Source organism: Synechococcus sp. CS-603, assembly GCF_977929215.1.
This window is the reverse complement of record NZ_OZ376778.1, coordinates 2,052,260-2,063,635: the sequence shown is the minus strand read 5'-3', so window position 1 is coordinate 2,063,635 and position 11,376 is coordinate 2,052,260. Positions and strand designations below refer to the sequence as shown.

Sequence of the window (11,376 nt, the reverse complement as noted above, 5' to 3'; positions counted from 1 at the left end):
GGCGGGCCTTGGCCGGTGATGAACGTGTCAGCACCTCAATAGCCCGGACGGATCAAGGGAATGATCTGCTCCACTGTCTGCTCCGCAGAAGGTGCTACAGCCTGGAGCGAAACAGGCTGCGAGACCTCGATGGCCCTCTCGGGGACCGGGGGGAGATGGATCAGGTTTTTGATGGTGGTGGGAACGAGTTGACCCGGACGCCGCGCCATCGCCAGGTGGTGCTGCTCCAGCTGGGAGGTGGACTCCTGGAGGCGATGTTCGAGTGTCTGCGATGCCTCGAGCTGTTGAAAACTTTTGGTCCAGGCCCCCTGCCAGTGGAGCGTCAGAACGGAAAGGCCGATCATCGATCCACCCAGGGCCAGCAGGAGCCCATCGGCAACCCGGTGCAGGCCAGCCAGCACGGGGGCCTGCCTGGCCACCTTGCGTGCCGACATCGAGCCCTGGATCAAGTCAAGAGAACGCCGATGGCCGGAGCGTGGGGACGACGAGGCAGCAACCACTGAAACCTGAAAGGAGCCTGTGCAAGTGAACCATGCACCTAGAGGCTCAGCAAGGCACAGATCAGCTTCCCAGCAAGACCAGATTGCTGAAGGTGAGACCGTTCCATAGCGCGTGCATCCAGATGCAGGAGCTCAGCCGGCCGCTCGAGAGCCTCAGCCATCCCAGGGCCAAGCCGAGAACGAAGAGCGGCGAGAGCTCGCCGAGGCTGAGATGGGCCAGTCCGAAGATCGCACTGCTGAGCACCACGCCCCAGATCGGGCCAAGCTTGCGGGCCATGACCGGCAGCAACACCCCCCGGAAAATGGTTTCCTCAAACAGGGGAGCCAGCACGATCGCCGCGAAGGCAAAGCAGAAGAGTGTCCAGCCGCTGTCGCTGCGCAGCACGAGATCCAGCAAGGGATTGCTTCCGCCCGGGTCGCTCCAGACCAGCTGCTGCAGCCAGCCGGTCAGGCTGACCAAGGGCAACACGATCAGGAAGCCCTTGAACGCCTGAGCCAACGGCGGACCAGGCGGTCGCCAGCGGTATTGCAGCCAGCCCCCCTGGGGAGGCTCACCGTTGAGCATCAGTCTGAGAATGGCCAGGGGCGCCGCCATCAGTCCTAAGTAGAGAAGGAGCACCGTCAGCCCCTCGGCCAGGGGAGACCCGACCTGGAGCACGGCCAGCAGCCGGCTGATCAAGGGACTGATCAGCAGTGGGGTGACCAGGGCGCCCAGCAACACAAAACCGCCGGCGATCAGCAGGATCACATCGATCACCCCGAGCTGGGGGCCGAGCAAGGGGGGCAGTGGTGGGGTTTTGCCGCGCCAGCGCAACCAGCCTTCGCGAGCAATCAGAACCACACCGGCCAGCAGGGCCAGGGCTGGAACGAGGTTGATCCCGGCCAGTTGAAGCACGGCCCGCCCCTCCGCCTGGGGATTGGCGCAGCTGGACGGGGTTGCCCCAAGGGCCTGGCAGCTCAGCCTCTGCAGCAGCGGATCGGCGGGCAGTTGATCGGCAGGGATCGCTTGCCCCCCAGGGAGAACGGCAATCTCCAGCAGCCTTGTCGCCAGGGCGCGGCTGATCGGATCGCCGCTGTTGCGTAGCTCCTCGAGCACGGGCCTAGCCCGTTCGGGCTCGGTACTGTTGCGTTGCAAGAGGGCCCGCAGCAGCTGGTCACTGGCCGTGGCTTGCCGGTCGAGTTCTTGGAGAAGGGCTGCCTGCGGATTTTCTCCAATCAGCAAAGGGCGAAGCGATGGGGGCACCTGTGGCTCGGCCAGAGCCGCCAGCTCCAGCTGGCGGCGCATGAGATCGTTGCCGACCGATGGCCGCCCCAGGCTTTCCACCAGCCCATTGACCCAGAGCAGCACGCTCAAGGCCAAACAGACCATGGCCAGCCCCAGCTTCCAAGGCAACTTGCGTTGCCGATTTTCGCCTGGATTCAACCGTCCTTCCTCGATCGCTCGATTCTCACCCGGAGCCCTCCCATACGATGGCCACGTTTTCGGCCTTTGTTTCGTGCCCCTCAGGCTCCTGCTGGTCCGCCATGGACTGAGCAGCTTCAACCTTGAACGCCGGGTGCAGGGCCGTGACGATCTGTCGTCATTGAGCGACCAGGGCCGGGAGCAGGCCTTGGTCACAGGCGCGGCGCTGAAGCCCCTGACCATCACGGCGGCCTACAGCTCCCCACTCAGCCGGGCCCGGGATACGGCGGCCCTGCTGCTGGGCGCCCAGGCTGGCGGCCTCAGCGCCCAGCTCGAGGAGGGCCTGCTTGAGGTGGACTTCGAACCCTGGACCGGCCTGCTGAGCAGCGAACTCAAACAACGTTTTCCTGAGTCCTATCGGCTCTGGCTCCAGGCCCCTGACCAGCTTGAGCTCAGGCGCCACGACGGCAGCCCCTATCGGCCGATCGCCGAACTGATGCTTCAGGCAGGCCAGTGGCTGGAGAAGTTAAAGCGGCTCCATCCCCCCGGCGCCGCTGATCAAACCGTTCTCGTTGTGGCCCACAGCGCCATCTTGCGGTGCCTGTTGCTGAACCTGTTGGGGTTGCCTGCCAGCTGCTTTCAGCGCTTACGGATCGATAACTGCTCCCTTTCGGTCCTGAATCTGAGCGCCGCTGCTGGCGGCACTCCCGAGCTGCAGATTGAATCACTGAACAGCACGGCCCATCTCGGCCCGGCGTTGCCAGTCAAGGGTCCTGGTCCGCGGTTGCTGCTGGTGCGCCACGGCGAGACCGAATGGAATCGCCAGGGCCGCTTCCAGGGCCAGATCGATATTCCGCTCAATAGCCAAGGTTTTGTCCAGGCGGAGGCGGCTGGCCGCTGCCTGGCCGCTGTGCCGATCCAGCGCGCCTACGCCAGTTCAATGGCCCGCCCCCGTCAGACCGCCGAATGCATCCTGGCCGGGCGCTCCGACATCCCGCTCACCTGCCTGAAGGGACTGGTGGAAATTGGCCATGGCCTTTGGGAAGGGCAACTGGAAGCCGAGATCCAGGCGGGTTGGCCCGAGTTGCTGAACTCCTGGAAGCTCGCGCCCCACACGGTGCAGATGCCCGAGGGTGAAACGCTTCAGGATGTCTGGCACCGATCCGTCGCCAGCTTCGGGCGAATCGCCGCTGGCCTCGATGCCGATGAAACGGCCTTGGTCGTTGCCCATGATGCCGTCAATAAAACGATCCTCTGCGACCTCCTTGGCCTCGGCCCAGCGGCGATCTGGATGGTCAAGCAGGGCAACGGCGGGGTCAGCGTGATCGACTACCCGGCGCCCCTGCCATCTGGCGAGGAGAGCGGCCCGTTTGGCCAGCGGCAGCCGGTGGTGACCTGCCTGAATCTGACCACCCATCTCGGCGGTGTGCTCGATCAGACCGCAGCCGGGGCGCTCTGATGACGGCCTGTTTTCTTCAGGGCGTCCGCTTTCTGGAGGGTCCAGGCCATCGCTTGCGCCACGAGGATGTGCTCCTGGAGAACGGACGGCTGCAGGCCCTTGGGCCGGGGGCTGTGGCCGCAGCCGAAGCCCTGGGCTTGGCCCCACGTCCTGCCCTTGATTGGCTGTTGGCTCCGGCCCTGGTGGATCCACACAGCCTGTTGGAGCGGCCCGAGGACGGCACGGCCGAAACCCTCGAGAGCCTGGTGCACTCAGCCTCGGCTGCGGGTTACGGCACCGTGGCACTGCTGCCGCGCAGCCGCAGCTGGCGGGACCGGCCCGAGCGGCTGCAGCTGCGCTGTCCACCGCCGTTTCAGTTGCCGCTCTGGGGCGGCTTCAGCCTCGGTGGCTCCGGCCTTGACCTGGCCCCCCACGCCGAACTGATCGCCGCAGGCGCGATCGGCCTGGCCGACGACGACCAGTTGCCCCCTTTGGCCCTGGTTGAACGTGGATTACGGCTGGGCGAAGCGGCGGGGCGACCGGTGTTGCTCGCTCCGCGCGACCCTGCGCTGGCCATGGAAGGTTTCGTGCGCGAGGGGGTCGAAGCCCTCAGGGCCGGCTGGCCGCCCGATCCAACAATCAGCGAAACCCTGCCCCTGCAGAGCGTATTGGCCCTGAGCCAAACCCTCAGCGGCCAGGAACTCCGCCTGTGCAACCTCTCCACGGCCGCTGGCGTTGCCCTGCTGCGCGCTGGCAACGGCACGCTGCCGGCCAGTGTCTGCTGGTGGCATCTGGTGGCCGACAGTGGCCGGCTTGATCCCAGCGCCGAGGGTTGGCGACTGACCCCCTCCCTCGGCGGGCCTGCTGACCGCAGAGCCCTGGTGGCCGGGCTGGCCGATGGGGTGCTCAGCGCTGTGGCAGTCCATCACCTTCCCCTCGACGCCGAAGAACGGCTGCTGCCGATCGATCAGCGTCGTCCAGGTCTTGCCGGCCATCGCCACGTCCTGCCGTCTCTCTGGCAGGAGCTGGTGGTAGGCCACGGCTGGACGGTGGAGGCGCTTTGGGACGCCCTCTGTTGGGGCCCTGCCCGCTACCTGGGGTTGGCTGAGGAGTCGTTGGCGATCGGCGACCAGCGTTGGCTGCTGTTCGACCCCGGCCAGGTCTGGCAGCCGGCCTCCGACATCCATGGATCCCTGGCTGCCAATCAGCCGTTTGCTGACCAGTCGCTTACGGGGCAGGTGCTGGCGACGGGGTTGCTGCCGGAACTTTGGCGGGGGCTGGCGGGGTAAGCCCATCGCCTTCACCAAGCTCACCGGTGCGGTCGAGCGGCCAGAACCGGAAGAAGGCCCTGCCGATGATTTCCTTCTCAGGCAGAAAGGCACCCCCGGGCCAGAAACGGCCATCCCAGCTATTGGCGCGGTTGTCCCCCAAGGCCAGCACATGGCCCAGGGGGACCACTGTGTTCAGACTGCGGCAGGGTCCGATCCCCTGTTCATCGGTTTGGCAGAAATTCTGAACATAGGGTTCGCTCAGCGGCTGACCGTTGAGCCAGACCTGCCCCTGGGGATTGACTGTCACGCGGTCGCCGGCAATGGCCACGACCCGTTTGATGTAGGCGTCACAGGCGGGCGACTGGATGCCCGGGATCGAGCCCAGCAGCGGCAGGTTCACCAGCAGGCAGCGCAGCGGGCCTGCCTGGTGATCCACCCTGAGGGCAGGATCGAAATGGAATGGTGAATTGAACACCACAATTTCTCCGCGCTCAGGGTTGCGGCCGCGATAGCTGATCTTCTCGACCAGCAGCCGGTCTTGGATCTGAAGCCCCGGCAACATCGAGCCGGATGGAATGAAGCGGGCTTCAATCAGGAAATGGCGGATCCCAAGGGCCAGCGCCAGGGTGAACACCACACTGCGCCAGAAGGCCCAGGCACTCTCTTGGGGCCGGGGGTTGGTGGATTCTGATTTCTGTGGCGGCCCCAGAAGTGGTGACGGGGGATCCTCGGCAGTCAAAGCACCTATGGCGTCTGGATGGCAGGTCCTGGCTCGTGCGGCTGGACCAGACCTGAACCCTACGTGCTGAGCTCGGCGACCCCCTCCCTACCCTGGTGCGGATTGCAACGGCCCCATGGCAAGGCCCCGCTGGCAGACCCTGCGAAGCAACGGTGAGAGCCGGCTGGCTAGGCGCTGGGATCAGTTCGTCGCACTCTGGGCGAGCCTCAACCTGCTCTGGATCTGCTTCGACATCAGCTACGTGCCGCTGCGAACCTTCTGGCTGCAGCGCAACCTCTATCCCTTGCCATCGGTGCCTCTGGTGTTGCGGCTGCGTTGGCTGCCGAACATCACGCCGCTGTATGACCCCATCAAGGGGATCGAACCCCACCGCGAAACCCAGGCTTTCAGCGAACGCTTCAACGAACTCGATCAGGCCCTGACGGCCGGCTCCGCGGCGCCAGATCTGAGGCGCGCCCAGGTGGAACTCGCCCAGGAGATGATTGCCGAGAACCCTTTTCTGGCCTCGGGCGGCTCGGGCACCCTCGAGAAGATCAAGAACCGCTTACGGGACCGTGCTGACCTGGATTCCTCCAAGGAATCCGCCGCTGTCCTGCTCAGCGATGACTGGCTGGCCCAGAACCCCTGGCCCGAGGAACGGCAGTTCTGGCGCCAGCAAATCCTGCCCCTGGTGGCCACCAATTACTGGCGCTCGATCGATGAGAACGGCCGGCCCACCGACCACTTCTGGCGCGGCGATCTACTTCTTTTTCAGAGTGTCTTTCTGGTCGATATCCTGCTGCGGGTGATCCGCTCCAGGCGGCGATTGCCGGGGCTGAGCTGGGGTCAGGCCCTGTTGCGCCGCTGGACCGATCTGCCCCTGCTGCTGCCGTTCTGGCCCCTGCTGCGGGTGATTCCGGTGGTCGAGCGGTTGCAGACCAGTGGACTGGCCAATTTTGAGCCCCTGCGGGCCGTGGTCAGCCGTGTCGTGGTCGCCTTGCTGGCAGTGGAACTGTTCGAGGTGCTGGCGCTGCAATTGATGGATGGAGCCCAGGGCCTGATCCGTTCATCCCAATGGCCCGAGCGCATCCGGCGCTTGCCGAGCCACCAGAACGTGAACCTCAATGACGAGCGGGAGGTGGTGGAACTGACGCGGATCTGGGGCCCGTTGTTGCTGCGTCAGGTCGCTCCGCGCCTTGGCCCCGAACTGGAGGCCGTGCTCAGCCATTCTCTGCAACAAACCCTGCAGGGAATGGTGGTACCCCCTGGCCTTCGCCAGCTTCAGCCCCTGCTGCAGCTGGAGCTTGGCCTCTCCAAGCAATTGGCCAGCGGCGTGGTCCAGAGCCTGCTCGATCTTTCACGCAGCGCTGGGGATCGGATCCAGAAACCGGATAACCAGCAGATCGACCTGTTGGAGCGCGTTCTGGACCGCTTCTGGGAGGAACTGGCCGATTCCCTGGAGAACAGCGTGGCGCTTGAGCGCAGCCAGCAGCTGCTCTGCACGCTGCTGGAGGAACTCAAGCTGAACTACCTGGGCCAGATCAACCGCACCGGGATCAATGCCCTGATTCGAGAGCTGGATCAGCTGATGGTTCCGGCAGAAGCTTCACCAGGACCTGGGACCAGGCCAGAGGATCAAAGCCAAAGCCCACCAGCAGCGACGAGCCGTCTGAACTGATCAGGAAGGGTCTGCGGATCAGTTTGCCGTCAGCAGAGAGGGCGTCGATGGCCTGCTCAGGTTCCATCTCCTTAACGACCGCTGGCCCCAAAGCGCGGTAGCTCAACCCACTGGTGTTGAACAACCGCCGAGGCACAGGCAGCCGTTCCCAAGCCAAGGCAAGCTCGGCCCGTGAAGGCGGGGTCAGCGTGATATCAACCAGGCTGTAGGCGATCGCCTTTTGGTCGAGCCAGGCGATTGCCTTGCGGCAGGTTGAGCAGCGGGAGTAGCTGTAAAGCTTGAGGGGACCTGGGCTCAAGCTTTGCCGATCAGCGCCTTCAGCGCACCCACCAGGCTGTTGGAGCCCTTACCCACCGCCGCATCAGGGCGGGTGCGGACGCTGACATCACCGTTGACGGTGGTACGGCAGCTCAAGCGATAGCTCGCGGGCCGATCAGCCAAATAAACCTGCTCGACATCGCTGCGGGGGGAGAGGTTGCGGGCGCCATCAAGCACCTCCACCACGCAGGTGCCGCACTGGCCGAGGCCACCGCAGTTGTTGAAGTTGTTCACCCCTTTGTAGGGGTTGATGCCGGCATCGAGTGCCGCCTTGCGGAGGTTGGCTCCCTCAATGCATCCAACCTGCTGGCCTTCCTGTTCAAAACGGATGGTGGGCACGGACTGCGGAGGTACACGGCACCTCCAAACCTACCTGCCCGCGCGGTCGTTGAGGGCAGGTGTGCAAGGGTTCGTGGCGACGCTAAGGAGCAACCCAGCTGCCGCTGAGGCGACCGGATTACTGATGCCCGTGGACTAGGGCTGGCGATGGGGGAACGACTGTGTTCTCAAGCGTGAGCCGATCACTGACGACTCCGGCAATAGGAACGAAGAGGGCGAGGAAACCAATCAGCCCTCCAAACAACGAAGAACCGGTTTGCAACATCGAGCCCGGACTGAACGGGTCCTCTGAGGCTTCGCTGTCGTGATCCTTGGCGGGGTGAGGGAAGGCCTCGGAAGAATGTCGGGGCTGGTCGGAGTCCATGGACTGGGGTTAAGGAATACCCTCCCTGGAAGCTGAGACCGCCCTTGAAGAGCCGGAATCAGGTTGATCGGGAAGCAACGGGACGTCTCTGGCAGAAACCAACTGAGCAATTCAGCGGCACCGCCGTTAACAAACAGTCTTTTCAATTCTGACACCAAGTGGGCCTGCAGTTGTTCAGGCGGCGGGCCGGGACTGATCAAAGCCGTCGCGCTTGCTGCTGAGATCGGTGGGCGCTGCTTCCATGCGGTTCATCAAGGAACGGATCGCTTGGAGCTCTTCGAGAATGGAGCCCAACAACTGCTGGGTGGCCGTTGAAGGCGAATTGAGCACCTCCACGGTGACTTCCTTGATTCGCAGCACATCCCGCGCAAAGCGAGCCACTTCGTGGGGGTGGAACTGCAACGGTTCCTTCTGATCCGTGCGGTATTCCGGATTGAGGCGGCGGGGGTTGAAGGGGGGATTGAGGTTGCGCGGATCGGTGTTGGTGTAGCGGTACACCGAGGCGCGAGAACGGTTCAGGGCGCTCTGAACGTCGTCGATGCCGATCAGGTGCTCCTCTGGCGTGGCCGATTCGCCGCCTGGGAGGCCGATCAACGGCGGGCTGATCTGGCCGGGCATGGAAGTGAACGGCTCAACCCTGTGGCCGGAAGGGGCGATCCCCCCGCTGGAACCATGGGGAGCCGCAGCCATGAGACTATCCTGAGACGAATGGGATTGATGAGTCGACCATAGCAGAAGTCTCCCGCTCCCTGGGGCCTCCGTCCAGACCTTCCTGGCTGCTTGTTTCGGTTGGCTGTGCGTCGGACGTCCTGCAACTAGGTGATAGGTTCCAACCCCTTTCGCCCGGCTAGTGAGATGCGTGTGACCCGCCTGATGCTGGTGACACTGCGCGACGATCCGGCCGAGGCTGACATCCCCTCCCACCGGCTGTTGTTGCGAGCCGGCTACACCCGCCGGATCTCCGCCGGTGTGTATGCCTATCTCCCCTTGCTCTGGCGGGTGCTGACCAAGATCAACGGCATCGTCCGCCAGGAAATGGACCGGATCGGTGCCCTGGAAACCCTGCTGCCCCAGCTCCAGCCCGCCGACCTTTGGGAACGCAGCGGCCGCTGGCAGGGCTACACCGCCGGCGAGGGGATCATGTTCCACCTGGTCGATCGCCAGGACCGCTCCATGGGGCTCGGCCCCACCCATGAAGAGGTGGTGACGGCCCTAGCCGCCGACCTGCTCCGTTCCTACCGGCAGCTGCCGGTCTGCCTTTATCAGATCCAGACCAAATTCCGCGACGAAATCCGCCCCCGTTTCGGGCTGATGCGTGCACGTGAATTCATCATGAAGGATGCCTATTCCTTCCATGCCGATGGGGCCAGCCTTGCCGCCACCTATCGGGAGATGGATCAGGCTTACCGGCGCATTTTCCAGCGCTGCGGTCTGAGGGCCGTGGCCGTTGAAGCCGACAGCGGCGCCATCGGTGGCAGCGCCAGCCAGGAGTTCATGGTGACCGCCGAGGTCGGCGAGGACCTGATCCTCTCCAGCGCCGATGGCCGTTATGCCGCCAACCAGGAACGGGCCGTTTCGCTCGAGAGCGAGGCGATCCCCCTGGAGCCTTCCAGACCCTTGGGCCCGTTTTCGACCCCGGCGCAGGGATCGATCGAGGCCCTCTGTCAGGGCCATGGCCTCGAGCCCAGCCAGATCGTCAAGGTGCTGCTGCTGCTGGCCCGTTTCGCCGGCCTGCCCCCCCAGCCGGTGCTGGTTTGCCTGCGCGGTGATCAACAGCTCAATGAGGTGAAGCTCAGAAATGCCCTGACCAGCCGTTTGGCCGGGTCAGGGCATCCCCTGATTGATCTCCAGCCCCTGACAGCCGACCAGGTGGCGGCCCAGGAGCTGGCTCCCCTGCCCTTCGGGTTTCTCGGGCCCCAGCTCAGCGATGGGGTTCTCGCCGCTGCCCGCGATTGGGCACCACGCTTCGAGCGGCTGGCCGATTCCAGCCTGGAGTGCCTCGGCGCGTTCGTCTGCGGCAGCAACCAGGACGGCAGCCACCAGTTGGTCGCCGGCTGGGATGCCCAAACGCCTTTGCCGGAGCTGGTTGATCTGCGTGCGGCCCAGCCCGGTGATCGCTGCCAGCACGACCCGGAGCAACGGCTGGTGGCCAGCCGCGGTATCGAGGTGGGCCATATCTTTCAGCTCGGCAGTAAGTACTCCGAAGCCCTGGAGGCTCGCTTCACGACCGAAGACGGCGTCGATGAACCGCTCGTGATGGGTTGTTATGGCATCGGTGTGTCCCGGTTAGCCCAGGCGGCGGTGGAGCAGCACCATGACGCTCAGGGCATCTGCTGGCCACTGGCCATCGCCCCCTTCGAGTTGATTGTTGTGATCGCCAATGCCCAGGACGGCGTGCAGCTGGCCCTGGCCGAGCAGCTCTATGCCGCGTTGGCGGCCGCGGGGATCGAGGTGCTGCTTGATGACCGTGCCGAGCGGGCCGGGGTGAAATTCAAGGATGCCGATCTGATCGGCATCCCCTGGCGCGTGGTCGTGGGCCGCGGGGCCGCCACAGGCATGGTGGAAGTGGTGGAACGCGCCGGTGGCGTTAAGCATGAGCTGGCTGCCGACGCCCTGTTGCCCTGGCTCGAGCCCCGGATCGAGGCTGGGCGCCGAGGGCTGCTCCCCGACGAGGAACCGGTCTGAGTGACCGGCGCTTCGATCCCCTGGAGAACAGCTCAGCCAAGCCTTAGGCCTGCCTAGATTGTCGAGGCATGGTGCTTCTAAAGTAGCCATTATCGAATTGAGGCGCTGATGGCCGCTGCGTGGGACCGTTGGGTCCAGTCCTGGTCGCTGCAAACACTCAGCGGAATCTTGGGTGAGCAGGTCCGTCGGTCGACGGCCCGCCTGATCGCCATCTGCCTCAGCCTCAGCCTGTTGCTCAGTGCCTGCGGCAGTCCGGCGGCGCCTCTGAGCGGCACCTACCTCGACGACACGATGGTGGTGGCCGAGGCCCTGCTGAGCACAATCGCGATTGCCGACGACGATCCCGCCAGGGCAGAGGCCGAAACATCCGCCCGCACCCTCGTCAAGGATTACGTCGCCTTCTACCGCCCCAGGGGCAAGGTCAACGGCCTGAGCTCGTTCACCACCATGCAGACCGCGATCAACTCCCTGGCCGGTCACTACACCAATTATCCGAACCGTCCCCTGCCCGAGGCCCTCAAGACCCGCGTGGCCAAGGAACTACGCAAAGCCGAAGCGAACGTGACCCGCGGCGCCTGAATGGCCCGCTGACTGAACAGTGCCAACGATCAGTCCGGCTCTTTGACGGAAGGGCCTTTGATCTGACAGGCTCCATCCTTGTGC

Annotated in this window: 10 protein-coding genes and 1 pseudogene; 5 read left to right on the top strand and 6 right to left on the bottom strand. The window is 64.6% G+C overall.

Features of this window, described 5'->3' with window-relative positions:
- Window positions 1-35: 35 nt before the first annotated feature.
- Window positions 36-434, bottom strand: coding sequence for a hypothetical protein (locus tag ACXMDM_RS10840; protein WP_145536812.1), 399 nt, complete (start codon window positions 432-434; stop codon window positions 36-38).
- Between the two features lie 127 nt (window positions 435-561).
- On the bottom strand, window positions 562-1,869 hold the full coding sequence (locus ACXMDM_RS10835; protein ID WP_259722976.1) for a CPBP family intramembrane glutamic endopeptidase: 1,308 nt from the start codon (window positions 1,867-1,869) through the stop codon (window positions 562-564).
- 127 nt (window positions 1,870-1,996) lie between these two features.
- Here ACXMDM_RS10835 and ACXMDM_RS10830 point away from each other — a divergent pair, with 127 nt between their 5' ends.
- On the top strand, window positions 1,997-3,361 hold the full coding sequence (locus ACXMDM_RS10830; protein WP_071802327.1) for a histidine phosphatase family protein: 1,365 nt from the start codon (window positions 1,997-1,999) through the stop codon (window positions 3,359-3,361).
- Entirely contained in the window at window positions 3,361-4,629 is a 1,269-nt protein-coding gene (locus tag ACXMDM_RS10825; RefSeq protein WP_071801744.1) for an amidohydrolase family protein, read from the top strand. Before ACXMDM_RS10830 ends, ACXMDM_RS10825 begins: the two co-directional genes overlap by 1 nt.
- On the opposite strand, the gene lepB is transcribed toward ACXMDM_RS10825, so the two are convergent.
- Window positions 4,568-5,248 (bottom strand): signal peptidase I, encoded by a 681-nt coding sequence (gene lepB / locus ACXMDM_RS10820; RefSeq protein ID WP_083544687.1) that lies wholly within the window; start codon window positions 5,246-5,248, stop codon window positions 4,568-4,570. The genes ACXMDM_RS10825 and lepB overlap by 62 nt on opposite strands.
- A 217-nt stretch (window positions 5,249-5,465) precedes the next feature.
- Here lepB and ACXMDM_RS10815 point away from each other — a divergent pair, with 217 nt between their 5' ends.
- Window positions 5,466-7,007 carry a hypothetical protein gene (locus ACXMDM_RS10815; RefSeq protein WP_071801743.1) on the top strand — a complete coding sequence of 514 codons (1,542 nt, stop codon included), beginning with the start codon at window positions 5,466-5,468 and terminating at the stop codon, window positions 7,005-7,007.
- Between the two features lie 25 nt (window positions 7,008-7,032).
- On the opposite strand, the pseudogene ACXMDM_RS10810 reads toward ACXMDM_RS10815, so the two are convergent.
- The 3 genes and pseudogenes from ACXMDM_RS10810 to ACXMDM_RS10800 all read right to left on the bottom strand — a co-directional run.
- Window positions 7,033-7,305, bottom strand: a pseudogene (locus ACXMDM_RS10810) (glutaredoxin domain-containing protein); the annotation flags it as partial.
- Window positions 7,302-7,664: a 2Fe-2S iron-sulfur cluster-binding protein gene (locus tag ACXMDM_RS10805; protein ID WP_071801741.1), complete on the bottom strand. Its 363-nt coding sequence runs from the start codon at window positions 7,662-7,664 to the stop codon at window positions 7,302-7,304. The pseudogene ACXMDM_RS10810 and the gene ACXMDM_RS10805, both read right to left, overlap by 4 nt.
- Window positions 7,665-8,202: 538 nt before the next feature.
- Entirely contained in the window at window positions 8,203-8,646 is a 444-nt protein-coding gene (locus tag ACXMDM_RS10800) for a DUF8631 domain-containing protein (protein ID WP_233830834.1), read from the bottom strand.
- Between the two features lie 237 nt (window positions 8,647-8,883).
- Between ACXMDM_RS10800 and ACXMDM_RS10795 the strand changes: the two genes are divergently transcribed.
- Complete coding sequence (locus ACXMDM_RS10795; RefSeq protein ID WP_071801740.1) at window positions 8,884-10,713, top strand: proline--tRNA ligase; 1,830 nt, start codon at window positions 8,884-8,886, stop codon at window positions 10,711-10,713.
- Window positions 10,714-10,821: 108 nt separating this feature from the next.
- Window positions 10,822-11,292, top strand: coding sequence for a photosystem II protein Psb27 (gene psb27, locus ACXMDM_RS10790; protein ID WP_083544582.1), 471 nt, complete (start codon window positions 10,822-10,824; stop codon window positions 11,290-11,292).
- Window positions 11,293-11,376: the final 84 nt, after the last annotated feature.

Bases quoted from the DNA above. Each gene is read 5' to 3' on its own strand.
- ACXMDM_RS10815 (WP_071801743.1), top strand. From the start codon at position 5,466: ATGGCAAGGCCCCGCTGGCAGACCCTGCGAAGCAACGGTGAGAGCCGG.
- ACXMDM_RS10825 (WP_071801744.1), top strand. From the start codon at position 3,361: ATGACGGCCTGTTTTCTTCAGGGCGTCCGCTTTCTGGAGGGTCCAGGC.
- ACXMDM_RS10795 (WP_071801740.1), top strand. From the start codon at position 8,884: ATGCGTGTGACCCGCCTGATGCTGGTGACACTGCGCGACGATCCGGCC.
- ACXMDM_RS10800 (WP_233830834.1), bottom strand. From the start codon at position 8,646: ATGCCCGGCCAGATCAGCCCGCCGTTGATCGGCCTCCCAGGCGGCGAA.
- ACXMDM_RS10840 (WP_145536812.1), bottom strand. From the start codon at position 434: ATGTCGGCACGCAAGGTGGCCAGGCAGGCCCCCGTGCTGGCTGGCCTG.
- ACXMDM_RS10835 (WP_259722976.1), bottom strand. From the start codon at position 1,869: ATGGTCTGTTTGGCCTTGAGCGTGCTGCTCTGGGTCAATGGGCTGGTG.
- psb27 (WP_083544582.1), top strand. From the start codon at position 10,822: ATGGCCGCTGCGTGGGACCGTTGGGTCCAGTCCTGGTCGCTGCAAACA.